Annotated in this window: 20 protein-coding genes, 1 tRNA gene and 3 pseudogenes; 17 read left to right on the top strand and 7 right to left on the bottom strand. The window is 69.2% G+C overall.

Features of this window, described 5'->3' with window-relative positions; genetic code table 11:
* Window positions 1-61 precede the first annotated feature (61 nt).
* Both ACFYOH_RS03910 and ACFYOH_RS03915 read left to right on the top strand, forming a co-directional pair.
* Window positions 62-565 (top strand): hypothetical protein, encoded by a 504-nt coding sequence (locus ACFYOH_RS03910; RefSeq protein ID WP_388620844.1) that lies wholly within the window; start codon window positions 62-64, stop codon window positions 563-565.
* A gap of 207 nt (window positions 566-772) precedes the next feature.
* Window positions 773-1,444 carry a hypothetical protein gene (locus ACFYOH_RS03915; protein WP_388620846.1) on the top strand — a complete coding sequence of 224 codons (672 nt, stop codon included), beginning with the start codon at window positions 773-775 and terminating at the stop codon, window positions 1,442-1,444.
* 49 nt (window positions 1,445-1,493) lie between these two features.
* Here ACFYOH_RS03915 and ACFYOH_RS03920 read toward each other — a convergent pair whose 3' ends face one another.
* From ACFYOH_RS03920 to ACFYOH_RS03930, 3 genes and pseudogenes are all read right to left on the bottom strand, one after another.
* Window positions 1,494-2,261, bottom strand: a complete 768-nt coding sequence (locus ACFYOH_RS03920) for a transposase (RefSeq protein ID WP_388620848.1) — start codon at window positions 2,259-2,261, stop codon at window positions 1,494-1,496.
* A gap of 29 nt (window positions 2,262-2,290) precedes the next feature.
* Complete coding sequence (locus tag ACFYOH_RS03925; RefSeq protein WP_388620849.1) at window positions 2,291-2,779, bottom strand: hypothetical protein; 489 nt, start codon at window positions 2,777-2,779, stop codon at window positions 2,291-2,293.
* A 105-nt stretch (window positions 2,780-2,884) separates the two neighbouring features.
* A pseudogene (locus ACFYOH_RS03930) lies at window positions 2,885-3,306 on the bottom strand (IS5 family transposase); the annotation flags it as partial.
* A 146-nt stretch (window positions 3,307-3,452) separates the two neighbouring features.
* Between ACFYOH_RS03930 and ACFYOH_RS03935 the strand changes: the two are divergent.
* Window positions 3,453-3,779 carry a hypothetical protein gene (locus ACFYOH_RS03935; protein WP_388620851.1) on the top strand — a complete coding sequence of 109 codons (327 nt, stop codon included), beginning with the start codon at window positions 3,453-3,455 and terminating at the stop codon, window positions 3,777-3,779.
* Window positions 3,780-3,950: 171 nt separating this feature from the next.
* Here the strand turns inward: ACFYOH_RS03935 and ACFYOH_RS03940 are convergent, their stop codons facing one another.
* From ACFYOH_RS03940 to ACFYOH_RS03955, 4 genes are all read right to left on the bottom strand, one after another.
* A complete protein-coding gene (locus ACFYOH_RS03940) occupies window positions 3,951-4,598 on the bottom strand; it encodes a hypothetical protein (RefSeq protein ID WP_388620853.1) in 648 nt (215 codons plus the stop codon).
* A gap of 103 nt (window positions 4,599-4,701) precedes the next feature.
* Window positions 4,702-5,451, bottom strand: coding sequence for a hypothetical protein (locus ACFYOH_RS03945; protein WP_388620855.1), 750 nt, complete (start codon window positions 5,449-5,451; stop codon window positions 4,702-4,704).
* 262 nt (window positions 5,452-5,713) lie between these two features.
* Window positions 5,714-6,943 carry a S8 family serine peptidase gene (locus ACFYOH_RS03950; RefSeq protein ID WP_388620857.1) on the bottom strand — a complete coding sequence of 410 codons (1,230 nt, stop codon included), beginning with the start codon at window positions 6,941-6,943 and terminating at the stop codon, window positions 5,714-5,716.
* Between the two features lie 785 nt (window positions 6,944-7,728).
* A tRNA-Arg gene (locus ACFYOH_RS03955) sits at window positions 7,729-7,800 on the bottom strand.
* A 140-nt stretch (window positions 7,801-7,940) separates the two neighbouring features.
* On the opposite strand from ACFYOH_RS03955, the pseudogene ACFYOH_RS03960 reads away from it, so the two are divergent.
* The 14 genes and pseudogenes from ACFYOH_RS03960 to ACFYOH_RS04025 form a co-directional block, all read left to right on the top strand.
* A pseudogene (locus ACFYOH_RS03960) lies at window positions 7,941-8,444 on the top strand (response regulator); the annotation flags it as partial.
* 361 nt (window positions 8,445-8,805) lie between these two features.
* On the top strand, window positions 8,806-9,909 hold the full coding sequence (gene nrtL / locus ACFYOH_RS03965) for an ArgS-related anticodon-binding protein NrtL (protein WP_388620859.1): 1,104 nt from the start codon (window positions 8,806-8,808) through the stop codon (window positions 9,907-9,909).
* Between the two features lie 53 nt (window positions 9,910-9,962).
* Window positions 9,963-11,354 (top strand): diaminopimelate decarboxylase, encoded by a 1,392-nt coding sequence (lysA, locus tag ACFYOH_RS03970; RefSeq protein ID WP_388620861.1) that lies wholly within the window; start codon window positions 9,963-9,965, stop codon window positions 11,352-11,354.
* A gap of 145 nt (window positions 11,355-11,499) precedes the next feature.
* Complete coding sequence (locus ACFYOH_RS03975; protein WP_388620863.1) at window positions 11,500-12,792, top strand: homoserine dehydrogenase; 1,293 nt, start codon at window positions 11,500-11,502, stop codon at window positions 12,790-12,792.
* A 6-nt stretch (window positions 12,793-12,798) separates the two neighbouring features.
* The gene (gene thrC / locus ACFYOH_RS03980; protein ID WP_388620865.1) at window positions 12,799-13,857 is read left to right on the top strand and encodes a threonine synthase; all 1,059 of its coding nucleotides are present in this window, start codon (window positions 12,799-12,801) and stop codon (window positions 13,855-13,857) included.
* A 230-nt stretch (window positions 13,858-14,087) separates the two neighbouring features.
* Entirely contained in the window at window positions 14,088-15,005 is a 918-nt protein-coding gene (gene thrB, locus ACFYOH_RS03985; protein ID WP_388620867.1) for a homoserine kinase, read from the top strand.
* Between the two features lie 404 nt (window positions 15,006-15,409).
* Entirely contained in the window at window positions 15,410-17,407 is a 1,998-nt protein-coding gene (rho, locus tag ACFYOH_RS03990; RefSeq protein WP_388620869.1) for a transcription termination factor Rho, read from the top strand.
* Between the two features lie 171 nt (window positions 17,408-17,578).
* A pseudogene (locus ACFYOH_RS03995) lies at window positions 17,579-19,410 on the top strand (trypsin-like serine protease).
* Between the two features lie 196 nt (window positions 19,411-19,606).
* Complete coding sequence (locus ACFYOH_RS04000; RefSeq protein WP_388620871.1) at window positions 19,607-20,710, top strand: LCP family protein; 1,104 nt, start codon at window positions 19,607-19,609, stop codon at window positions 20,708-20,710.
* 225 nt (window positions 20,711-20,935) lie between these two features.
* Window positions 20,936-21,157, top strand: coding sequence for a 50S ribosomal protein L31 (gene rpmE / locus ACFYOH_RS04005; RefSeq protein ID WP_030740744.1), 222 nt, complete (start codon window positions 20,936-20,938; stop codon window positions 21,155-21,157).
* Window positions 21,158-21,262: 105 nt separating this feature from the next.
* The gene (gene prfA / locus ACFYOH_RS04010) at window positions 21,263-22,330 is read left to right on the top strand and encodes a peptide chain release factor 1 (protein WP_388620872.1); all 1,068 of its coding nucleotides are present in this window, start codon (window positions 21,263-21,265) and stop codon (window positions 22,328-22,330) included.
* Between the two features lie 31 nt (window positions 22,331-22,361).
* Entirely contained in the window at window positions 22,362-23,207 is an 846-nt protein-coding gene (gene prmC / locus ACFYOH_RS04015) for a peptide chain release factor N(5)-glutamine methyltransferase (RefSeq protein WP_351799915.1), read from the top strand.
* Between the two features lie 61 nt (window positions 23,208-23,268).
* On the top strand, window positions 23,269-23,916 hold the full coding sequence (locus tag ACFYOH_RS04020; RefSeq protein ID WP_388620874.1) for an L-threonylcarbamoyladenylate synthase: 648 nt from the start codon (window positions 23,269-23,271) through the stop codon (window positions 23,914-23,916).
* Window positions 23,913-24,590: a protein-tyrosine-phosphatase gene (locus tag ACFYOH_RS04025; protein ID WP_388620876.1), complete on the top strand. Its 678-nt coding sequence runs from the start codon at window positions 23,913-23,915 to the stop codon at window positions 24,588-24,590. The genes ACFYOH_RS04020 and ACFYOH_RS04025 overlap by 4 nt, the downstream gene beginning before the upstream one ends.
* Window positions 24,591-24,601 lie beyond the last annotated feature (11 nt).

The raw sequence follows: 24,601 nt of genomic DNA on the forward strand, positions 1-24,601 counted from the left end.
GCAGCGGGCTGACCCTCTGAATCGGCCGGACTGCTGGTCAGGCACCTGCCAGGCTCCGCCCGTGGAGATACTCGATGTCCTGGCCAACATGGCGAAGACGGGCCGTCTGGGCCCGGTGTTCAGCGGAGCCGACTGGAGCGATGTGACCACAGCTCTCGGCAAGCCACGGGACATCGGGACGATGAGCCGGAACAGAAAGTGGCCTCGGCTCTTCGCCTATGGAGACCTGGAGTTGAGTGTCTGCCGTTGCCGCAAGGTCTCCCTCATCTGCATCCAGACCTGGCGTGACGTCGTCGAACTCCCTGTGTCGATTGTCGGCGGGACGGGCACGTTCCCGGCAGGCCTCAAACACCCGGACGTCGTCTCCGCCTTGGACAAGGCCGGCTGTTCCTGGGCGCCGTATCCTCCGCTGCCCCTCGGCGACCAGTGCTCGCTCGTGACGATCCCGACAGGAGCGAACTTCACCTTCGAGATCCCCGAGGACGAGGACCCCGTACTGAACGTCATGGGCCTGCCCGGCGACGGACACACCTGCTCCGCACGGACCACAGGCCAAGATCATTGAGCTGAAGCGCCTGCCAGCCCGGCCGGCCACGGCGCTAGCGGTTGGCGGCCGGGTCCGCAGGCTAGGCAAACACGAGACACTGCGGTCGAGGCCACTGCATGACCGAACCGCTCCTCGTCCCCCGGTTCAAGCAGCCCTCGTCCCGTAGTCCGCCCGCACCCGAAAAGACAGTGGACGCAAGATCGTGGGATCGGTCATGATCCCGCCGTGCACATACCGAGACGATGCGCCGAGGTCCTCGCCGCAACCCTTCTGACGGCAGTGCTGGCCGGCTGCTCAACGCCACGCATCCAGCCCTCGTCAGCGGCCACGGGCTCGGCGACTACATCTCCGTCGGTCCCCGCGACCCCCTCCCCGACCGGGGGCTCACCTGCGTCTGGAGCGGGAGCACAGCTCCTGGCCACCGTCCTGCCGGTACCGGCAGGCGCGCATGCCTGGACCGACCGCAACGGCGCGCTGGACCTGGACGGCTTTGCCCATGGGCTCTTCAAGCCGGACTTCGTCTCGCGGGCGAAGGCCGTGCTCGTACGCCGACGCTTCGTCGCGGCTGCACGGCAGGGCTGGATCAGCAACGACGGAAGCCAGACGGACATCTTCCTCGTTCGGTTCGCCGCACCCACCGGCGCCGAGAGCATGTACGAGTCCATGGCACACACCTGGCAGACCACCGGCGCGCCGCACCAGCACACCTTCGCGGCCCCCGCGGACCACGCCACCGGCTCCGTCATCAGCACCCTCGACAACCTCGGCAACGCCAGTGTCAAACTGATCAGCGTCCGCAAGAACCTGTTCGTCTACATTCACTACTTCACCCCCGCGACCCCCGACCGCAGCGGGGCACTGAATCTCCTCCATCGCCAACTAAGGGCCGTCCCGTAAATGATCTCCGAATGGGCGAGTATGGCCGTCTGGCTGGTGACTTGGCGGTCTATCCAGCGAGGGTGAGGTTGTGCAGGCGGGCGATGCCGAGCATGGCGTGGTGGACTCCGTCGCCCTTGAGGCGGCAGTCGCGGAGGATTTTCCAGGTCTTCATGCGGGCGAAGGCGTGCTCGACGCGGGCCCGGGCCTGCTTGTGCGAGCGGTTGTGTTCCTGCTTCCAGTCGGGCAGTTCCTCACCGGCCCGGCGGCGGTGCGGCATCACGAGTCCGGTGCCCGGATAGCCGCCATCGGCGATCGTCAGGGTCTTGCCGACGGCGGCCTTGGCCCGGGATTCCTCCCACGCTCTGCAGTCGTTCCGGTTGCCTGGCAACGGTCGGCCGACCACGACGACCAGACGGGTGTCGGCATCGATGACGACCTGGTGGTTGGTGGAGTACCGATAGTTCTTGGACTGTTCGGCGATCGCGTGGTCCCGAGTAGGGACGAGGGTGCCGTCCACGATGAGCACCGTGTCCTTGCGGAATCGTCTGCGGGGCCGGAGTGCGAGCGACGGCCCGAGATGGTCGATGATGCGGTCGGCCGCGGATTTCGAGATGCCGAACAGCGGGGCCAGCTGGCGCAGCGTCAAGTTCGTGCGCCAGTACGCGGTCACCAGCAGTACGCGGTCCTCCAGTGGCAGGCTCCAGGGGCGGCCTTTGCGTACCGGCTCCGCGTCTTCGCGGCGTAGCGCGGTGATCAGCTTGCGGAAGCAGGACGGGCTCAGCCCGGAGAACGGGGTTATCCAGGAGGGCTCCGACGCCGTGATCACACCAGCCACGGCAAGATCGTCTCACCCGCCGTCCCGCCTCACGGAGGTGCCGGGGAATCCCCGGCCGCGCGTCGCTGTCCGGGCCACAGGTCGTCATACGAGGCGTCCATGAACTGCGCCTGCGGCCCGCGCAGTGCCGACGCGTCGGCTATCTCGCCTCGGGCCGCCTCAGCGAGGCGCGCCGCATAACGATACGTAGCGCCCCGCAAGGGTTCGCTTCTGGCAGCCAGATCGATCTCCGCCTGCGCAAGCCACAGGTCATCGACGAGCTGGTCGAGCACGGGATCGGCTGTGGTCCCGCCACTGGGCGGGCGCGTGAGCGCCGCCTTCTCCACCTGCGCCGCGATGCTCAGGAACTTCAGGATCACGTTCTTCAGCTCTGCACGGTGCGCGGCCGACTCCTGTATCTCAAGCTGCCGGGTGCTCGCTCGCGACACCAGGTACTGGCCAAACAGCGACCCGCCCGCGCCGAGCGCAACACCTGCCAGAGACAACAGCGCCGGCCCCAAGGTTCCCCAAGATCCCATGACAGGAGTCTCTCAACTCACCGCTTGAGAGAGACGGGCTGCCCATGGACCGCCCACGCCGGGGCAGTTACGGGACGGCCCTCAGGCGTCGTAGCGCAATTGAAGTTGGTCGGTGATCAGGTGGATTTTCGATCCCGGCTTGCCACGGTCGGTCGGATTCGGTCCGGTCAGTGGCCCCCTTTTGCCGCCCGGATGCTGACGGAGTCGATGGCGCACCGCGACCAGTCCAGTTCACCGCGGGCGCCGAGTTCGTCGAGGATCACGCGGTGGAGCCGGGCCCAGACCCGGTCTCGGCTCCACCGGGCGAAGCGCCGGTAGACCGTCGGCCAGGCAGGGCCGAACACCGGGGGCAGCTGCCGCCACGTGCAGCCTGAAGTGGCCACGAAGATGATCGCCGCGAGGCATTCACGGTCACCAGCCCGCCGTCGCCCGCCGCCCTGCGGGCGTATGACCTGCGTCGGCGGAACCACCCGCCGGAACAGCGTCCACAACTCGTCCGGTACCAACCGCTCAACCAAATCCGTCATGCACGGCTCAACGAACGATCACGCCAAAGGAAACGACGTCAAAGGAGCAGGCCCGGCGTGCGCGCGAACAGGCTGAGCAGGAGAAGAAGGAGCGTCAGGCTCTGGAGACGGCGAAGGCGTGGTGGGGCCGACTGTCCCGCAAGCACATGGAGGAGCTGTTCGCCGCGGTAGCCGAACGGGCCTGGCGTGAGGAGCAACTGCGGGTGGAGATTCCCGAGAAGCCGGGCATGGCCGCCCACTTCGCCTACGGAATACCCGTGTATTCGCGTGGCCGGCATCACGCGCTGTACGGAATCGTGCGCCCGTGCCCCGAGTTGGTCTCCCTCTCACCGCAGCTGGCGTACCAGCGCGTCCTTGTCCGCAACGCTCAGGAGATGAGGGAGTTCGACGAGACGCTGGCCGGCCGCATCACCCACTACGACCTGTGCGAACACGAGCAGCCCAGCGTGACTGAGGCTGGGCGTCATGCATGAGGTCCTGCTGACCCGCTACGCGAAGTGCACCGATGGACGGCAGGACGTCGCCAACCGGCGTATCGAAGATCTGCTTCGCGAGTACGAGTGATATCGCCTGACCGTGCTGAAGGCCCCTGGCATCCGCTGACGGATTTCAGGGGCCTCACTTATTGGCTCTGCCTGTCAACGTTATTCGGCGGCCTGAACGCGCTCTGCGGCGATTAGGCGCTCAATTTCTCTCCGTGCGCTGTTGAGCGCAGTGAGCATCCGCACGCGAGTGTGCTCGAACTCGGGGTCGATCTCGACACCGAGGTCATGTCTCAGTGTGACCCTTAGCAGCCATACACCATCCGACAGTGGGCCGCTGAACCATGCCTTCGCTCGCTGATACGCCTCGTTGAGGTTTGGGCTGCTTGGCAACTGCTTGACGACTGAGTACCCGACTTGGAGCGTCCCGTTGAGTGTCGAGGTCACGTGCAGGACATCCTTTGCGAGAGCCATCTGCGCCTGGGAGTACTGGTCGGCCCAAGCCTCCTTGGCGGAGTCGAGCACTGCAGGGTCGATGGTTTCACCGCGCTCGGCCGCGTGGACAGTGTCTCGGGCGGCGATCCGGTAGGCGCGAGCCGTGGTGTTCAGTTGGGCATAAAGATCGCGTTTGGCCTGCTGCGCTTGCTCCTGGCGCTCTTGCTCCCGTTCACGATCGGCACGCTCGTTTTGCTCTCGGGTGGCGCGCTGGCTGAGCACTGCCCCGCCCAAGGTGCCGCCCAGCGTGCCTCCGACGCTGATGAGTGCGACGGCCAGCGTGGTCACATCCACGAGATCCCCCAACTCGTCCATTCGTCTACTTACAGGCGGCGACCGAATACAGTACGACAGCGACCTTCGCCATGCTCACGCGTCTCAGCCTCGGCAAAGTCCGAGACCGGGACGACGATGTGGTTCATGTGTCCCAGCGGGTGGTGATGGCTTCCGCGACGCTGAAGACCTCATCGCACTCGGCGCACTGTGCTTTGCCGAAAACGTAAGTCAACTTATGCGCGACATCGGTCTGGCCGTCTGCGAGTGCGCGACTGTGGAGTCTTTGGGCCAGCCCCTCCAGGGCTGAGGCGTCTGCAGGCCGCAGCGGCGTCTTCTTTGCCGTGGTCTCGTTCATGTACATGCTGTCCGTGGTCGAGAAGAAGCCGTACTCACCGAAGGCTATGAAGTTCTCTGTACTGCACGCTGGACAGGACACTTCGTATTCATCGTCGTTCAGTCCGTCGAGCTGTTCGCCCCAGACGTCAACCCCCTCGAAGCTGAGGAGTGCGGCAAGCAAATAGACGTAAGTGCCGGGGTCGTCGCCGAGGGCCGGATCGCGAAGAGCCTCCTCGGTCAGTTGCGTCAGGTCGGACATCTCCGAGGCGTAGGCAACGTGGGGATCTTGATCGCCGTATGGCTGATCAGTGCTGGCCGCGATGGCCCCGGCCAGCACGAGTGGCATCTGTCTGTCCGCGGGCGACCACTGGCGTGCCATGTCTCGCAGAGCCGGCAAGGCTGCGTAGCTTGCTGAGTAGACGGTCCCTTGATGGCACAGCCGGGACCAAAGCGCGGTCCAGCCTGAATCCGTCGGGGCCGGGCTCACTGCGCCGAGCAGGCTCGGAATGTCTTCTGCCGTGCCGTAGGCGTGGTGGAGCTGGGACCAGTCCGTCATGCCAGCGATCTAAGCAGTCGGGTGCCGCGGACTCCACGGCTGGAGCCGCGCCAGTTGCCCTGTCATCGAGGCGAGCTAAGCCGAGCGCCGGAAGGGGGCAGCGACCTGCGGCGATGCTCCAAGATCCCGTCCACGCCTCGTCCACAGACCCCGACATACGGCCGCTTCGGGCCGCATACGCCTGCACAAACGCGAAGACCCCGGCCTCAGCGTTTCCGCTGGTGACGGGGTCTTTGGGCACCTCACTGGGGACAGGATGCGGTCAGCCCGCCTTGGCGAGGGCCGGGACGAAGCGGGCCGCGTCGATCGTTCCGACGCCGGTCGCCATGTCGTAGCCCTTCACCGCCGTGTAGCCGGTTACTCCTGCGTAGCTGTTGTTCGTGCCGTCCTTCACGTCCACGATCCCGGTGGACGGGTTCGACGAGGACTTCGCGTACAGCGAGTACAGCGCCTTGTGGATGTCTCCCAGCCGGTGCCCGGCGACCTGGTCGGCCAGGGCCACGATTCCCGCGAAGAGCGGGCTGGCCTCGCTGGTGCCGACGTAGACCTCCCAGCCGACCCGCTTGGGGTCGTAGCTGGAGTACACCCATCCGCCGCCCTTCAGCGCGGCGGACATGGAGACGTCCGGGGTGCTGCGGTGATTGCCGGCCACCCCGTTCTGATACGAGGGACGGGCGAAGACGTGGGACTGGCCGCCGCCGCTGGCGCCGTGGTCGTTGTAGACGCTGTCCGGCGCGGTGCGGTTGCCGTTGGCGTCCAGGTGCAGCTGGGTGCCGCCGACCGAGACCACCAGGGGGTCGTCGGTCGGCCAGGCGTTGACCCTGTACGGATAGGTGGTCTGGCCGTTCGAGGTGGTGTCGGTGGGTCCGCTGTCGCCGGAAGCGTCCGTGACGGTCACACGGTGCTTGGCCGCGTCCTTGTAGGCGTACCGCAGGTTCTGGATGCTGGAGAAGTCACCCTTGCTGAAGCCGGGGAAGTTGTTCTCCGCCACGCCCCAGCTCTGGCTGATCACATCGCCCACGCCGCGGTCGATGAGCGATTTCTCGGCGTCCATGACCTCTCGCAGGCCGGTGGTGCCGTCCCCGATCCGGCCGACCGCGGTCTCCGCCAGGACGATGTGCGCGTCCGGGGCGACGGCATGCGCCATCTCCACGTCGAGGGTGGTCTCCCCGGCCCAGCCGAGCTGGTCGGCGTCGCTGGGGTTGAAGCGCGGGACGTTGCCCCACTTGACCACGTCGACATGGGTGCTCTTGATGCCGAACCGGGCGCTGTAGACATCCAGGTCCTTCTGGATGGTCGGCGAGCCGAACGGATCCACGATCACGATCGTGCGCCCCTTGCCGGTCACACCTGCCTTGTACAGCGGGTTCAGGTTGTACGCCTGGCGGTACTGGAGCGCGTTGTAGCAGTCGAACCCCCACTTCGCCCGGCACTGCGCGGTGGTCATCAGGCTGCCGGGCGCGCTCTTCGATTGCTGCCCGGCCGCCGGCACGGGCTTGACTTCTTGCGCCGGTCGCCCGGGTGCAGCGACGGCGACGGAACCAGACAGAAGCCCTGCTACCGCTGCGAAACTGGTGAGGCTGGTGATCCAGGCTGCGGCGACCGCGGTGCGCCGCCGCGCATGAATCCTGCGCATAGATGCTCCTCGTAGTGGACTAGACCATGCTCGGCCGTGAATTGCGATCCCACCCCGAGGCCGTCCGGGAGGCAAGGGATTGCCCCTGTGTGGCTTGTCACTGCTTCGTCCGCTTCGATCACCTATGTCCATGCCGAGCGCGTCCCGCACGGCCTGGGCAACCCGTCGTCGGCGCGCATGCCGGCCTGGCTGTCGCACGGCTTCAGTCCAGGTGGCAGCGGGACCCTCGCGTGTTGGGTTGTCTCCTGCGCAGTTGCGACTGGTTCGATGCCCGCTGTGTCGGTTTTATGAGATAGCTCGGCTCTGACCGCTTCATGAGATACATCACGGTCTGGCCTCCGAGGAGGGAGCGACGCTTGAGCGGGATCGGGTGCCGCTGGAGCCGGACATGGCGCCACGCGCCCACTTGGTGCCGAGCGGAGCGGTTGGTGGCGTCGGAGCCTTCGGAGCGGCGGCCAGACACAGGTGACGGTCCGTCGAATGTGGCTGCTGACCAGGGTGAATGCCCCAAGATCCTGTCCACGAATAGTCCACAGACCCCGTCCCAGGGCCGCTCAGTGCTGCGTACGCCTGCACAAACGCGAAGACCCCGGCCTCAGCGTTTCCGCTGGTGACGGGGTCTTTGGGCACCTCATACTGGGTGCCCCCGGCAGGATTCGAACCTGCGCACACGGCTCCGGAGGCCGTTGCTCTATCCCCTGAGCTACGGGGGCGTGTCGGGTGCGGAGCTTCTTGCTCGCGGCGACGGACAGAACATTAGCAGGTCCGGCGGGGTGATCAGGAACTCGTTTCCGCTGGGGCCGGTCGGGGCGGGTCCACTGGGTGTCGGAAGGGTCCCCTGTACGGGGTGGAAGTGGGGAAAACCCGGACGCGGTGGCCGGTCCGGACCTACTCTCGACTTGTGCCAGGCGCCTCGGGTCGGGTGCTTGTTGTGGACGACAACAAGGTCATCCGGCAGCTGATCAGGGTCAACCTCGAACTGGAAGGGCTCGAGGTCGTGACCGCGGCCGACGGTGCCGAGTGTCTGGATGTGGTGCATCAGGTGCGGCCCGACGTCGTGACGCTCGACGTGGTCATGCCCCGGCTGGACGGCCTGCGCACCGCCGCCCGGCTCCGCGCCGATCCCCGTACGCACCATCTGCCCCTCGCCATCATCAGCGCGTGCACCCAGTACGAGGTCGACACCGGTCTCGACGTCGGTGTGGACGCCTTCCTCGCCAAGCCCTTCGAGCCCGCCGAACTCGTACGCCTCGTCAAGCAGCTGATCGAGCGCGGGGGCGGGGATGACGGGGGAGACGGGGGAGACGGGCATGAGGGAGGGCACCGTGGTGGGGGTGGCGACGGAGAGGGTGGCGGGGACGGGGATGGGGGCGGTGGCTGTGGTGCCGAGGGGGACGGGGGCGACAGCAGGGTTCCGGGAGGTGTCGCCGACGGGATCTCCGATGGCGTACCGGGTGGGATTCCGTCCGGCGGCTAGTCGGCCTGCGATCGGTGGGGCGTCTGCGTGGCCAGGGATCCGTCCAGCGGCTGGTCGGTCAGGGATAGGTGGGGCGTCTGCGTGGCCAGGGATCCGTCGGGCGGCCAGGTGGCCAGGGACCGGTATCGGCGGGGCGCCCAGGTGGTCAGGGATCTGTGGGGACTCCGAGGCAGGGCGGAGTGCCGTCCCACAGTGAGAACCGCTTCGCCTGCCCACCCCCTTCCTCCCCTACGCTTGTCCCGTGACCCCCGTCGAGCTGTCCCGCACCGTGCTGCACGCGGTGCGTTGTGCTGTCGATGACGGGGAGCTGAGTGTGACCGTGCCCGAGCGGGTCGTGGTGACCGAGCCGGGGCCCGGGGGGTGCGGGGACTTCGCCACCAGTGTCGCTCTGCAGCTCGCCCGGCCGGCCGGGCAGCCGCCACGGCGGGTCGCCGAGATTCTGCGGCCCCGGCTCGTCGGTGCCGACGGCATCCGGGACGTCGTCGTGACCGGGCCCGGGTTTCTCAACATCAGCCTCGACGCGCGGGCCGACCTCGTCACCGGGCTCGTCCGGGAGATCCGGGCCCGTGGTGCCTCGTACGGCCATGGGGACGCCCTCGCCGGTCAGGTTGTCGCGCTGCGGGTGCCGTACGAGGTGCGGGCCGAGGTCGTCGCGGACGCCGTCGTACGGATCGTGGCCACACAGGGCGGGCGGGCCACCGTCGAGCACGGTGAGCCCGTCAATCTGCGGCCCGTGCCCGCGCCGGAGGATCCCGCGCCGCTGGGCCACGACGCCTCCCAGTGGGCCCTGCTGCACCCCGCCGCGCACGACCGGCCGCGGATCACCGCCGATCATCTGGTCCAGCGGGAGAGCAATCCGCTGTTCCGAGTCCGGTACGCCCATGCCCGCATCCGGTCCGTCAGCCGCAACGCCGCCCGCCTGGGCTTTACCGCCGAGCCCGGACCGCTCGACGCAGGCCGCTGCGCCGACGCCGGCCCACTGTCCACCAGCCGCTGCGCCAACGCAGGCCCGCTCGACGCAGGCCGCTCCGCCGACGCCCCCCCGGCCACCCCCGCCAACGGCACTCGCTCCACCGCCAACGGCGCCCCCACCCTCCTCACCCCCCTGGCCGACCACCCCCGCATCCTCTCCGCGGCCGCCACCCACCGTGCCCCGGACCGGCTTGCCCGGCATCTCGTCACCGTCGCGGATGCCGTGCTGCCCTTTCTGCCCTCCGTGCTGCCCTGCGGCGAGGAGAAACCCTCGGCCGCCCACCGCGCCCGGCTCGCCCTCGCCGAAGCCGCCGGGACGGTGCTGGCCGGCGGCCTGTCCCTGCTCGGCATCGACGCACCCGAACACCTCTGAGGCTCCTCGCGAGAGACGCCCGGAGAGAGACAGAGAGTCTGAGAGTCACCGTCATGAGCCGTTCCGCCCATCCCGCCGGGCCCCGCCACGCCGACGTGCTGCCCGAGGGGCACTACTCCGCGCCGCCCGCCGATCTCAACGCCCTCGACCACAAGGTGTGGGCGCAGACCGTCGGGCGCAGCGCCGACGGTGTCGTCACCGTCGGCCGCGTCGATGTGAACACCCTCGCCGAGGACCACGGCACCCCCGCCTACATCCTCGACGAGGCCGACTTCCGTGCACGCGCGCGTGCGTGGCGTTCCGCCTTCGGGGCCGACGCCGACGTGTTCTACGCCGGGAAGGCGTTCCTGTCCCGTGCCGTCGTGCGGTGGCTCCATGAGGAAGGGCTCAACCTCGACGTGTGCTCGGGTGGGGAGCTGGCCACCGCCCTCTCCGGCGGCATGCCGGCCGAGCGCATCGCCTTCCACGGCAACAACAAGTCCGTGGAGGAGATCGAAAGGGCGATCCGCGCCGGTGTCGGGCGGATCGTGCTCGACTCCTTCCAGGAGATCGTGCGCGTCGCCCACATCGCGCAGTCCCTGGGCAAGCGGCAGAAGGTCCAGATTCGGATCACCGTCGGGGTCGAGGCCCATACGCATGAGTTCATCGCCACCGCCCATGAAGACCAGAAGTTCGGGATTCCGCTGGCCGGGGGGCAGGCCGCGGAGGCCGTGCGGCGGGCGCTGCAGCTCGACGGGCTCGAACTGATCGGGATCCACTCCCACATCGGGTCGCAGATCTTCGACATGTCCGGCTTCGAGGTCGCTGCGCACCGCGTTGTCGGGTTGCTCAAGGACATTCGTGACGAGCATGGCGTCGAGCTGCCCGAGATCGACCTCGGCGGCGGGCTCGGGATCGCCTACACCAGTGACGACGATCCGCGCGAGCCGCACGAGATCGCCAAGGCGCTGACCGAGATCGTCACGCGCGAGTGCGAGGCCGCCCGGCTGCGCACCCCGCGCATCTCCGTCGAGCCCGGGCGCGCCATCGTCGGGCCGACCGCCTTCACGCTCTACGAGGTCGGCACCGTCAAGCCGCTGGACGGGCTGCGGACGTACGTCTCCGTCGACGGCGGCATGTCCGACAACATCCGGACGGCCCTGTACGACGCCGAGTACAGCGTCGCCCTCGTGTCCCGGACCTCCAGCGCCGAGCCCATGCTCGCCCGCGTGGTCGGCAAGCACTGCGAGAGCGGGGACATCGTGGTCAAGGACGCGTTCCTGCCGGCCGACCTGGCGCCGGGGGATCTCATCGCCGTACCGGCCACCGGTGCGTACTGCCGGTCCATGGCCAGCAACTACAACCATGTGCTGCGGCCGCCCGTCGTCGCCGTGAAGGACGGCGAGGCGCGGGTGATCGTGCGGCGCGAGACGGAGGAGGACCTCCTGCGTCTCGACGTCGGCTAGCCCACCACCCGGGGGCTGGAAGATCTCCGGTCTTCCGGCCCCATGCCCATGAAATACATGTCTCACGATCCGGACGAAGGGTAGAAACTCCCGTCCGGTGAGTGAGACTGGTCCAACCGTAGACGGTAAGAGGAAACGAGGTCGGATGATGCGTACGCGTCCGCTGAAGGTGGCGCTGCTGGGCTGTGGAGTTGTCGGCTCAGAGGTGGCGCGCATCATGACGACGCACGCCGACGACCTCGCCGCCCGGATCGGGGCGCCCGTGGAGCTCGCGGGCGTGGCCGTACGGCGGCCGTCCAAGGTCCGCGAGGGCATCGACCCCGGCCTCGTCACCACCGACGCCACCGCTCTCGTCAAACGCGGGGACATCGATGTGGTGGTCGAGGTGATCGGCGGGATCGAGCCCGCGCGGACCCTCATCACCACCGCCTTCGAGCACGGCGCGTCCGTCGTCTCCGCCAACAAGGCCCTGCTCGCCCAGGACGGGGCCGCGCTGCACGCGGCGGCGCAGGAGCACGGCAGGGATCTGTACTACGAGGCCGCCGTCGCCGGTGCCATCCCGCTGATCCGTCCGCTGCGCGAGTCCCTCGCCGGCGACAAGATCAACCGGGTGATGGGGATCGTCAACGGCACCACCAACTTCATCCTCGACAAGATGGACTCCACGGGCGCGGGGTACCAGGAGGCGCTCGACGAGGCCACCGCGCTCGGGTACGCGGAGGCCGACCCGACCGCCGACGTCGAGGGCTTCGACGCTGCCGCCAAGGCCGCCATCCTCGCCGGGATCGCCTTCCACACGCGCGTGCGCCTCGACGACGTCTACCGCGAGGGCATGACCGAGGTCACCGCCGCCGACTTCCGCTCGGCGAAGGAGATGGGCTGCACCATCAAGCTGCTCGCCATCTGCGAGCGCTCCAAGGACGGTGCGTCGGTCACCGCGCGCGTGCATCCCGCCATGATTCCGCTGACCCACCCTCTCGCCTCCGTGCGCGGCGCGTACAACGCCGTCTTCGTGGAGAGCGACGCCGCCGGTCAGCTGATGTTCTACGGCCCCGGCGCCGGCGGTTCGCCGACCGCCTCGGCCGTGCTCGGCGACCTCGTCGCCGTCTGCCGCAACCGGCGGGGCGGCGCAACGGGGCCCGGTGAGTCGGCGTACGCCGCCCTGCCCGTCTCGCCCATGGGCGAGGTCGTCACGCGCTACCACATCAGCCTCGACGTCGCGGACAAACCGGGTGTTCTCGCCCAGGTCGCGACCGTGTTCGCGGAGCACGGGGTGTCGATCGATACGGTGCGCCAGCAGGGCAAGGACGGCGAGGCCTCCCTCGTCGTCGTCACCCACCGCGCGTCCGACGCCTCCCTCACCGGGACCGTCGATGCGCTGCGCAAGCTCGACACCGTGCGGGGTGTCGCCAGCATCATGCGGGTTGAAGGAGAGTAACCAGCAATGACCCACCAGTGGCGCGGAATCATCGAGGAGTACCGGGACCGGCTGCCGGTATCCGACACCACGCCGGTCGTGACGCTCCGCGAGGGCGGCACGCCCCTCGTGCCCGCGCAGGTGCTCTCCGAGCGCACGGGCTGCGAGGTCCACCTGAAGGTGGAGGGTGCCAACCCCACCGGGTCCTTCAAGGACCGCGGTATGACCATGGCCATCAGCAAGGCCAAGGAGGCGGGGGCGAAGGCCGTGATCTGCGCCTCCACCGGCAACACCTCGGCCTCCGCCGCCGCTTACGCCGTGCGGGCCGGCATGGTTTCGGCCGTTCTCGTCCCGCAGGGCAAGATCGCCCTCGGCAAGATGGGCCAGGCCCTCGTGCACGGCGCGAAGATCCTCCAGGTCGACGGCAACTTCGACGACTGCCTCACCCTCGCGCGCAACCTGAGCGAGAACTACCCGGTGGCGCTGGTCAATTCGGTCAACCCGGTGCGTATCGAGGGCCAGAAGACGGCCTCCTTCGAGATCGTGGACATGCTGGGCGACGCCCCGGACATCCACGTCCTGCCGGTGGGCAACGCGGGCAACATCACCGCCTACTGGATGGGCTACAAGGAGTACGCCGCCGACGGCATCGCCACGCGGACCCCGCGCATGTGGGGCTTCCAGGCCTCCGGCAGCGCGCCGATCGTGCGCGGCGAGGTGGTCAAGGACCCGTCGACCATCGCCACCGCCATCCGTATCGGCAACCCGGCCTCCTGGCAGTACGCCCTGGCCGCCCGGGACGAGTCGGGCGGCCTCATCGACGAGGTGACGGACCGTGAAATCCTGCGCGCCTACCGCCTGTTGGCCGCGCAGGAGGGCGTCTTCGTGGAGCCCGCCTCCGCCGCCTCCGTGGCCGGTCTGCTGAAGGCCGCCGAGCAGGGCAAGGTCGACCCGGGCCAGAAGATCGTGTGCACGGTCACCGGCAACGGTCTGAAGGACCCCGACTGGGCCGTCGCCGGCGCCCCGCAGCCGGTCACCGTCCCCGTCGACGCGGCCGCCGCGGCCGAGCGCCTCGGTCTGGCCTGAACCCGGAAAAAACCCTGACAGGGTGCACAGGGGGCTTACGACACGCATCGTGCGCCTCCTGTGCGCCCTATGTCGCCACAGAACCTTCCTTCGATAGGCTGTACCGAACCCGCCCGTTGCATATGCCCTCGCATCGGGGCAGCGCCGCGCCGTCTGCGCGGCCCGAGGGTCTCCCCGTACGTCATCGAATGTCTTCGACAGTCACGCAGCTCAAGGAGAGTCAACGAGCGATGGCCGGTCCAGCGTTCCGCGCCGCCGCCGTCCGGGTGCGCGTTCCCGCCACCAGCGCCAATCTCGGCCCGGGCTTCGACGCCCTCGGCCTCGCGCTGGGGCTCTACGACGACGTGGTCGTCCGGGTGGCCGACTCCGGGCTGCACATCGACATTGCGGGGGAGGGCAGCGAGACCCTCCCGCGTGACGAGTCTCACCTTCTCGTCCGCTCCCTGCGCACCGCCTTCGACCTGCTCGGCGGACAGCCGCGCGGCCTGGAGATCGTCTGCGCCAACCGCATCCCGCACGGCCGTGGCCTCGGCTCCTCCTCCGCCGCCATCTGCGCCGGCATCGTCGCCGCCCGCGCGGTGACCATAGGCGGCGAGGCCCGCCTGGACGACGCGGCGCTGCTGGAGCTGGCCACCGAGATCGAGGGCCACCCGGACAACGTGGCCCCGTGCCTGCTCGGCGGGTTCACGATCGCCTGGATGGAGTCGGGCGCCGCCCGGGCGATCAGGATGGAGGCCAGTGATTCCATCGTTCCGGTGGTTTTCGTGCCCGGAAAGCCGGTCCTGACCGAGACCGCGCGCGGCCTGCTGCCGCGCACCGTGCCGCACGTCGACGCCGCCGCCAACGCGGGCCGTGCCGCCCTGCTCGTCGAGGCCCTCACCCGGCGCCCCGAGCTGCTGCTGCCCGCCACCGAGGACCGCCTTCACCAGGAGTACCGCGCCCCGGCCATGCCGGAGAGCGCCGCGCTGGTGGAGCGGCTGCGCGCCGACGGCATCCCGGCCGTCATCTCCGGCGCCGGACCCACCGTCATGGCGCTGGCCGACGCCGACAGCGCCGACAAGGTCGCCCACCTCGCGGGTGCGGGCTGGGCCGCGAACCGGCTGGACCTGGACGTCCAGGGAGCGAGCGTGCTGCCGCTTGCGACCTGACACACGGTTGCCGGATTTGGAGAGGGGGAATGTTTGTTGGATCCGGTAGTGTTAACCTCAAGTCTGCACCCGACCCCACCATGGCGAGGTGCCTCGTGTCCCAGTCCGGGACAGACATTCTTCCGGGAGCCTCCCACGCCACTCCGTGTTCCGTGCGCCGTACCTGGGCAGTACGTCGTATGCGGACACTGAGCGGGCCGCCGGGCACGCTCCGGAATCGGTGCTACCACGCCATGTGACACTGAGTGCCACGACTCGCGGAAGCGCCATCACCGCACATTTCTTCCGCCGCTTTGGCGGACCACCGCCCCGGCACGGTTCACGGAAAGCAAGGACCGTAGCCGGACAGCACAACCGGTCGCCGAGCCAGACAGGCCGACGTCCGCTCCAGGGAAGGACCCTTCGTGAGCGACACCACCGATCTGATGGGCGCACGTGTCGAGGAGACCGCTGCCGCGCCCGCCACGGACGCCTCCGCGCCTGCCACCGGTGCCGGCTCCCGGCGGCGCCGCGGTACCGGCCTTGAGGGCATGGTGCTGGCCGAGCTGCAGCAGGTCGCCTCGGGCCTCGGTATCAGGGGCACCGCGCGGATGCGCAAGAGCCAGCTGATCGAGGTCATCAAGGAGGCGCAGGCCGCCGGGGGCGCCGCCCCCAAGGCCGAGGCCGCCACCGAGACCAAGCCGAAGCGCCGCGCCACCTCCAAGGCCCGTACCGGCGAGGACACCGCCGAGAAGAAGGCGGAGGCCAAGACCGAGGCCCCCGCCGAGAAGGCCGTGGCCCAGCAGCAGATCGAGATCCCCGGCCAGCCCGGTGGGGGTACCACCCGCGCGAGCGCAGCCGAGCGCGGGGGAGAAGCCGAGCGTGGGGGAGACGAGGCGCCGACCGAGCGCCGTCGCCGCCGCGCCACCGCCGAGGCCGGCAGCCCCGCCCCGAGCAGCGCGGAGACCATCGCCGCCGAGGCCAAGGCCGAGCCCAAGGCCGAGACCCCCGCCCAGCAGCCGCAGGGCGAGGCCGGTGACGGCGACGGCCGTGGCCGCCGCGACCGCCGTGAGCGCGGCCGGGACCGCGACCGCCGCGGCAAGGGCGACGAGCAGCAGGGCGGCCAGCGTCAGCAGCAGGGCCAGCAGCAGGGCGGCCGTCAGGACCGTCAGCAGGACGAGGACGACTTCGAGGGCGGCCGCCGGGGCCGTCGCGGCCGCTACCGCGACCGTCGTGGCCGTCGTGGCCGCGACGACATCGCCGAGCCGCAGCTCGCCGAGGACGACGTCCTGATCCCCGTCGCGGGCATTCTGGACATCCTCGACAACTACGCCTTCATCCGGACCTCCGGCTACCTGCCGGGCCCGAACGACGTGTACGTCTCGCTCGCCCAGGTCCGTAAGAACGGCCTGCGCAAGGGCGACCACGTCACCGGTGCGGTCCGCCAGCCCAAGGAGGGCGAGCGCCGCGAGAAGTTCAACGCGCTGGTCCGCCTCGACTCCGTCAACGGCATGGCGCCCGAACACGGCCGTGGCCGCCCGGAGTTCAACAAGCTGACCCCGCTCTACCCGCAGGACCGCCTCCGCCTGGAGACGGACCCCGGCGTGCTCACCACCCGCATCATCGACCTGGTCTCGCCGATCGGTAAGGGCCAGCGCGGTCTGATCGTGGCCCCGCCGAAGACCGGCAAGACCATGATCATGCAGGCGATCGCCAACGCGATCACGCACAACAACCCCGAGTGCCACCTGATGGTCGTCCTCGTCGACGAGCGTCCGGAAGAGGTCACCGACATGCAGCGGTCGGTCAAGGGCGAGGTCATCTCCTCGACCTTCGACCGCCCGGCCGAGGACCACACCACGGTCGCCGAGCTCGCCATCGAGCGCGCCAAGCGTCTGGTGGAGCTGGGCCACGACGTGGTCGTGCTGCTCGACTCGATCACGCGTCTGGGTCGCGCCTACAACCTGGCGGCTCCGGCCTCCGGCCGCATCCTGTCCGGTGGTGTCGACTCGACCGCGCTGTACCCGCCGAAGCGGTTCTTCGGCGCGGCGCGCAACATCGAGGACGGCGGTTCGCTGACCATCCTGGCCACGGCTCTCGTGGACACCGGGTCCCGCATGGACGAGGTGATCTTCGAGGAGTTCAAGGGCACGGGCAACATGGAGCTGAAGCTCGACCGCAAGCTCGCGGACAAGCGGATCTTCCCGGCCGTGGACGTGGACGCCTCCGGTACCCGTAAGGAGGAGATCCTGCTGGGTGCCGAGGAGCTGGGCATCGTCTGGAAGCTCCGCCGTGTGCTGCACGCGCTCGACCAGCAGCAGGCCATCGAGCTGCTGCTCGACAAGATGAAGCAGACCAAGTCGAACGTCGAGTTCCTGATGCAGATTCAGAAGACGACGCCGACGCCCGGCAACGGCGACTAGTCGGTACAGACCGGGTAGGAAAGAAGGCCGCCCCCCGTCAATCGGTGACGGGGGGCGGCCTTTTGGCGCTGAGAGGTACGGGTGCGCATCACGTGCCCCTCCTGACTCATCGCCCCATGGGGGACTCTCTTGTCCACGCCTCCTCCCCGCAGCGGTCGGCACAGACGACGCATACGCATCGTCCTGCCCGTCGCCGCCGCCGGTGTCGCCGCGGCCGTCGCCGCCGCGGTGCTGACCACCTCCGCCGGTGCCACGACGACCTCGGCCTCGCCGACCGTCAAACCCGCCACCGGCTCCGCGTCGCTCAGCGAGCTGACGAACCGCGTCGCGGGCGCGCTCGCCACCGACAAGGACTTCAAGAAGGCTTCGAAGACCAAGGACACGAACGGCGGCGGCACGGCCTCCTCGTCGTCCACGTCGTCCACGTCGTCCACGTCGTCCTCGTCCACGACGTCCGGCACCGGCACCGTCAGCCCGATGATCATCGGCGGTACCACCACGAGCATCACCTCGGCCCCGTGGATGGCCCAGCTCTGGTACTACGACGACAAGGGCACCAGCGACACCAGCGACGACGTCGGCTTCTTCTGCGGCGGTGCCGTGGTGGCGCCGACGAAGATCCTGACCGCCGCGCACTGCGTCAAGGGCTTCGACTGGCACGCCAACGGCGCCGTCGTCACCGGCACCGACCAGCTGCCCACCACCGACGCCTCCGGCAACACCGACGTGCACGGCGGCACGGTCTCCGGCGTCTGGCGGCAGTGGAACCACCCGTCGTACAACGCGACGACCATCGACAACGACATCGCCGTACTGACCCTGCCGAGCCCGATCAAGGCGACGCCGATCCGCATGACGACGTCGACCGACACGGCGTCCTACGCGGCCGGCACCAGTGCCAAGGTCTACGGCTGGGGCCGCACCAGCTCCACCAGCCAGGACATCTCGCAGACGCTCAAGACGGCGACGCTGCCGATCCAGTCGGACAGCACGTGCTCCGGCGCCTACGGCAGCGACTTCATCGCCGGCCACATGGTCTGCGCGGGCAACCCCGCGACCGGCAGCGACTCCGGTACCACCGCCACCTGCAACGGCGACTCCGGCGGCCCGCTGATCGTGAACAACCGCATCGTGGGCATCGTCTCCTGGGGCGTGCAGAACTGCGTCGCCAAGGGCGCGTACAGCGTGTTCAGCAAGGTGAGGTCGTACGTCGGCGCCGCCTACCCGCGCATCGACGACACCAACCTCAGCGGCGACCACAAGGCCGACCTGTTCGTGCGCGAGCACTCCACGAACACCGGCTACGAGAAGGACTCCAAGGGCACCTCGTTCGCGTCCCGCGTCTCCTGGGGCAGCTTCTCCGGGTACAACACGATCCTGCAGACGGACCTGGACCGGGACGGCTACCAGGACTTCATCCTGCGCCGCAGCAGTGACGGGGCCGTCTTCTGGCTGCACTACATCCCGGCCACCCAGAGCTGGAGCAAGAAGGAGATCTTCAGCAACTGGTCCACCCGGAAGTCCACCGTCGCCCCGGCGACGTCACCGGCGACTACCTGCCCGACCTGCTCTCGGTCGACTCCTCCGGCAACCTGTGGATCTACCCGGGCAAGGGCGACGGCTCCTTCGCCTCCCCCGTCAAGGTGGGCTCCGGCTGGGGCCAGTACAACTCCCTGCGCGGCCACGGCGACTTCGACGGCGACGGCAAGGCCGACCTGATCGCCCGCCAGAGCGGCACCGGCGACGTGTACCTGTACCGGGGCACGGGCAAGTCCGGCTCGGGCGCCTTCGCCTCCCGGATCAAGGTGCGCAGCGCCTGGACCGGCTACAACGCCTTTGACGCCGTCGGTGACGTGACCGGTGACGGCAAGGCCGACTTCCTGGCCCGCACCTCCGGCGGCACGCTCTACCTGTACCCGGGCACCGGCAAGGCGACCAGCGAGATCTTTGCCACAAGGATCTCGGTCGGCACCGGTTTCCAGGCGTACGACCTCTGGGGCTGAAGCCCCAGGTGAGCGAGGCTCACCGCCCGTAACCCGATCACGCACAGTGCCCATCGCCGTACGCGGTGGGCACTGTGCGTTGTGCAACCCTTGCCCGAGTTTCTCCGTCTGCCCTTACGGAGTGACGATGGAGCGGTACCGACCGCGCCTGACCCTGAAAGCAGGGGGTAACCGACCGACGAGACCTAGGAGCGATGTGTCCGCCGAGAGCACGCCGGAGCCCGTCATACCCGAGCCGGGCGAGACCGGCCCCCGCCGCAGAAGCCGGAAGGCCCTGCGCGCCGCGGCCTGGACGGCCGCCGGTGTCGTCGCGCTGGGCGGGGCGGGCGGCGGTTACCTGTACTTCAAGCTCAACGGCAACATCCGAAGCGTCGACATCGACCAGGCCCTCGGCACCGACCGCCCCACGAAGATCGACAACGGCTCCGAGAACATCCTGGTCCTCGGCTCGGACACCCGCTCCGGCGCCAACAGGAAGCTCGGCGGCGGCATCGACGACGGCAGCGCCCGCTCCGACACGGCGATGATCGTCCACGTCTACGAGGGCCACAAGAGGGCCAGTGTCGTCTCCGTCCCCCGGGACACCCTGATCGACCGCCCGGCCTGTACCGACACCAAGGGCACCAGGCACCCGGCCGCGAGCGGCGTGATGTTCAACGAGTCCTACGCCACCGGCGGCGCGGCCTGCGCGGTGAAGACCGTCGAGTCCCTCACCGGCATCCGCATGGACCACTACCTGGAGGTCGACTTCGCCGGCTTCCAGAAGCTCATCGACGACCTCGGCGGCGTCCCGGTCACCACGACGAAGACCATCGACGACCCGCAGAGCCACCTGGACCTCCGGGCCGGCACCCACACCCTCGACGGGCAGCAGGCCCTCGGCCTGGTCCGCACCCGGCACGGCGTGGGCGACGGCTCCGACCTGGGCCGCATCGAGCTCCAGCAGGCCTTCGTCAAGGCCCTGCTCGACCAGGTCAAGCACGTCGGCGTCTTCAGCAACCCGAAGAAGCTGTACGACCTCGCGGACACCGCCACCAAGACGGTCACCACCGACTCCGACCTGGGCTCGGTCAACTCCCTGATCGACTTCGCGGACGGCCTCAAGGGCATCGGCTCCCGGCACATGACCATGATCACCATGCCGGTCCAGTACGACCCGTCGGACCCCAACCGCGTGCTCATGCAGAAGCAGAAGGCCCAGCTGGTCTGGGACGCTCTGAAGAACGACCGGCCCATCCCGAAGTCGGCCACAACGGGCACGGCAACCGGTGAAGCAAAGGGTGTGGTGAGCGCCCCATAAGGAGCGCGGGGAACTGCGCGAGTACCCACCACCCGCCCGCACCCGCCCACGTCGAAACCACGGCACCCCCGTAGGCGACAACCCACTCACCCGCAGGAATACAACAACCGCACCCCCGGTTTTGGGAGAGGGCCCCAGTCCTGGCAGACTGGTACGTCGGCTCCGGTTCACGCTCCCGCATCCCGCGGCGGCGACCCGGCGCCCTCCCGAAACCTAGGAGACACCTTGAAGCGCGACATCCACCCCGCGTACGTCGAGACGCAGGTCAGCTGCACCTGTGGCGCGTCGTTCACCACCCGCAGCACCATCGAGTCCGGCACCATCCGGGCCGAGGTCTGCTCCGAGTGCCACCCGTTCTACACGGGCAAGCAGAAGATCCTCGACACCGGTGGCCGTGTGGCCCGCTTCGAGGCCCGCTTCGGCAAGGCCGCCGGCTCCAAGAAGTAGCGAGCCCCATTTCGCCGGTCCACGGTCACGCCCTCGCAGGGGTGTGCCCGGGACCGGCGTTTTTGGTCGCCCGCCCTTCCCTTCACCGCAGTACAGGAGCCCAAGATGTTCGAGGCCGTCGACGAACTCGTCGCCGAGCACGCCGATCTGGAGACGAAGCTCGCCGACCCGTCGGTCCACGCCGACCAGGCGAACGCGCGCAAGCTGAACAAGCGCTACGCCGAGCTGACCCCGATCGTCGCCACGTACCGCTCCTGGAAGCAGGCCGGCGACGACATCGAGACCGCGCGCGAGTTCGCGGCCGACGACCCCGACTTCGCGGCCGAGGTCAAGGACCTGGAGAAGCAGCGCGGGGAGCTCACCGAGAAGCTCCGCTTCCTGCTGATCCCGCGCGACCCGAGTGACGACAAGGACGTCATTCTGGAGATCAAGGCGGGCGCGGGCGGCGACGAGTCGGCCCTGTTCGCCGGCGACCTGCTGCGCATGTACCTGCGCTACGCCGAGCGCGTCGGCTGGAAGACCGAGATCATCGACGCCACCGAGTCCGAGCTGGGCGGCTACAAGGACGTCCAGGTCGCGGTGAAGGCCCGCGGCCAGCTCGAACCCGGCCAGGGCGTGTGGGCCCGGCTGAAGTACGAGGGCGGTGTGCACCGCGTGCAGCGGGTGCCGGCGACCGAGTCGCAGGGCCGTATCCACACCTCCGCCGCCGGTGTCCTCGTGACCCCGGAGGCCGAGGAGGTGGACGTGGAGATCAACCCGAACGACCTCCGCATCGACGTGTACCGCTCCTCCGGCCCGGGCGGCCAGTCGGTCAACACCACCGACTCCGCGGTGCGCATCACGCACCTCCCGACCGGGGTCGTGGCCTCCTGCCAGAACGAGAAGAGCCAGCTGCAGAACAAGGAGCAGGCGCTGCGTATCCTGCGCTCCAGGCTGCTCGCCATGGCGCAGGAGGAGGCCGAGCGGGAGGCCGCCGACGCCCGCCGCAGCCAGGTCCGCACGGTGGACCGCTCCGAGAAGATCCGCACCTACAACTTCCCGGAGAACCGCATTTCGGACCACCGCGTCGGCTTCAAGGCGTACAACCTGGACCAGGTCCTGGACGGCGACCTCGACGCGGTCATCCAGGCCTGCGTCGACGCCGACTCGGCGGCGAAGCTGGCGGCGGCGTAAGACACGTACGAGCACGACACGGAGGACTCGCGTGAACCTGCTGCTCGCGGAGGTGGCCCAGGCCACCCAGCGGCTGGCCGACGCCGGCGTGCCCTCGCCGCGTACCGACGCGGAGGAGCTCGCCGCGTTCGTGCACGGCGTGAAGCGCGGCGCACTGCACTCCGTGAAGGACTCGGACTTCGACGCCCGGTACTGGGAGGTCATCGCCCGGCGTGAGCAGCGCGAGCCGCTGCAGCACATCACCGGGCGGGCCTACTTCCGGTATCTGGAACTCCAGGTGGGGCCGGGCGTGTTCGTGCCCCGGCCGGAGACCGAGTCCGTGGTCGGCTGGGCCATAGACGCCGTACGGGCCATGGACGTCGTCGAGCCGTGCATCGTCGATCTGTGCACCGGCTCCGGCGCCATCGCGCTCGCCCTCGCCCAGGAGGTGCCACGTTCGCGCGTGCACGCCGTGGAGCTGTCCGAGGACGCCCTGGTGTGGACGCGGAAGAACGTCGCGGGGTCCAGGGTCGATCTGCGCCAGGGAGACGCCCTGACGGCCTTCCCCGACCTCGACGGGCAGGTCGACCTGGTGATCTCCAACCCGCCGTACATCCCGCTCACGGAGTGGGAGTACGTGGCGCCCGAGGCCCGCGACTACGACCCCGAGATGGCGCTGTTCTCCGGCGAGGACGGCCTGGACCTGATCCGGGGCATCGAACGCACCGCGCACCGTCTGCTGCGCCCCGGCGGGGTCGTCGTGATCGAGCACGCCGACACCCAGGGCGGCCAGGTGCCGTGGATCTTCACCGAGGAGCGGGGCTGGGCCGACGCGGCCGACCACCCCGACCTCAACAAGCGCCCCCGGTTCGCGACCGCCCGCAAGGCGCTGCCGTGAGCACCCCGACATCAGTCCTTTTCGAAGTCCCGCAGTACGTGTACGAGGAGGCCCGCTAGACATGGCACGGCGATACGACACCAACGACGCGACCGACCGCGTGACGGGTCTGCGTGAAGCCGCGTCCGCGGTCCGCCGGGGCGAGCTGGTGGTGCTCCCGACCGACACGGTGTACGGCATCGGCGCCGACGCGTTCTCCTCGGAGGCGGTCGCCGACCTGCTCGCCGCCAAGGGCCGGGGCCGCAATATGCCCACCCCTGTCCTCATCGGCTCCCCGAACACCCTGCACGGCCTCGTCACGGACTTCTCCGAGCTGGCCTGGGAACTGGTCGACGCGTTCTGGCCGGGCGCCCTGACCCTCGTCGCCAAGCACCAGCCGTCCCTGCAGTGGGACCTCGGCGACACCCGCGGCACGGTGGCCGTCCGCATGCCCCTGCACCCCGTCGCCATCGAGCTGCTCACCGAGGTCGGCCCCATGGCCGTGTCCTCCGCCAACCTCACCGGCCACCCGGCGCCGGAGAACTGCGACGCCGCGCAGGAGATGCTCGGCGACTCCGTCTCCGTCTACCTCGACGGCGGCCCCACCCCGGCCAACGTGCCGTCCTCCATCGTGGACGTCAGCGGCCCGGTGCCGGTGCTGCTGCGCGAGGGCGCGCTCTCCCCGGAGGAGCTGCGCAAGGTCGTACCCGACCTCGAGGTGGCGAATTGACGGCCCCTGAAGCGGGGCGTGGCATAGGCATCGGGGAGCGTGTCGCGGAGCAGACGACGACGTTCGGCTTTCCGCGCGACACCTTCCGTATCCTCCACGTCAGCACCGGCAATGTGTGCCGCTCGCCCATCACTGAGCGGCTGACCCGCCATTTCGTGGCGGAGCGGCTCGGCGTGCTCGGCGGCGGGCTGATCGTGGAGAGCGCGGGCACCTGGGGCCACGAGGGCGCGCCGATGGAGGCCAACGCGGAGACCGTGCTGGCCGACTTCGGCGCGGACGCCTCCGGCTTCTTCGGCCGGGAACTGCTGGACGAGCACGTGATCAGGGCCGACCTGGTGCTCACCGCCACCCGCGACCACCGCGCGCAGGTCATCTCCATGGGCCATTCGGCGGGCCTGCGCACCTTCACCCTGAAGGAGTTCACCCGGCTGGTCCGGGCGATAGATCCGGCCACCCTGCCGCCCCTGGACGACGGCGTGGTCATGCGCGCCCGAGCCCTGGTGCGCGCGGCGGCGGCTCTACGCGGGTGGCTGCTGGCGCCCACCGCGGAGGCGGACGAGGTCCACGACCCGTACGGGGCGCCCCTGACGTTCTTCCGGTCGATCGGGGACGAGATACACCAGGCGCTGGACCCAGTGGTGACGGCGCTGACCGGGGTGGCGGCGCGGACGTGAGCGCCCCGTAA

It is taken from the genome of Streptomyces sp. NPDC007856 (assembly GCF_042868225.1).
GTDB lineage: Bacteria > Actinomycetota > Actinomycetes > Streptomycetales > Streptomycetaceae > Streptomyces.

Excerpts from the sequence above, each read along its gene's own strand:
- ACFYOH_RS03945 (WP_388620855.1), bottom strand. The coding sequence starts at position 5,451 with ATGACGGACTGGTCCCAGCTCCACCACGCCTACGGCACGGCAGAAGAC.
- ACFYOH_RS03940 (WP_388620853.1), bottom strand. The coding sequence starts at position 4,598 with ATGGACGAGTTGGGGGATCTCGTGGATGTGACCACGCTGGCCGTCGCA.
- ACFYOH_RS03925 (WP_388620849.1), bottom strand. The coding sequence starts at position 2,779 with ATGGGATCTTGGGGAACCTTGGGGCCGGCGCTGTTGTCTCTGGCAGGT.
- ACFYOH_RS03935 (WP_388620851.1), top strand. The coding sequence starts at position 3,453 with ATGGAGGAGCTGTTCGCCGCGGTAGCCGAACGGGCCTGGCGTGAGGAG.
- lysA (WP_388620861.1), top strand. The coding sequence starts at position 9,963 with ATGAGCCGTTCCGCCCATCCCGCCGGGCCCCGCCACGCCGACGTGCTG.
- thrB (WP_388620867.1), top strand. The coding sequence starts at position 14,088 with ATGGCCGGTCCAGCGTTCCGCGCCGCCGCCGTCCGGGTGCGCGTTCCC.
- ACFYOH_RS04020 (WP_388620874.1), top strand. The coding sequence starts at position 23,269 with ATGGCACGGCGATACGACACCAACGACGCGACCGACCGCGTGACGGGT.
- ACFYOH_RS03975 (WP_388620863.1), top strand. The coding sequence starts at position 11,500 with ATGATGCGTACGCGTCCGCTGAAGGTGGCGCTGCTGGGCTGTGGAGTT.
- thrC (WP_388620865.1), top strand. The coding sequence starts at position 12,799 with ATGACCCACCAGTGGCGCGGAATCATCGAGGAGTACCGGGACCGGCTG.
- prfA (WP_388620872.1), top strand. The coding sequence starts at position 21,263 with ATGTTCGAGGCCGTCGACGAACTCGTCGCCGAGCACGCCGATCTGGAG.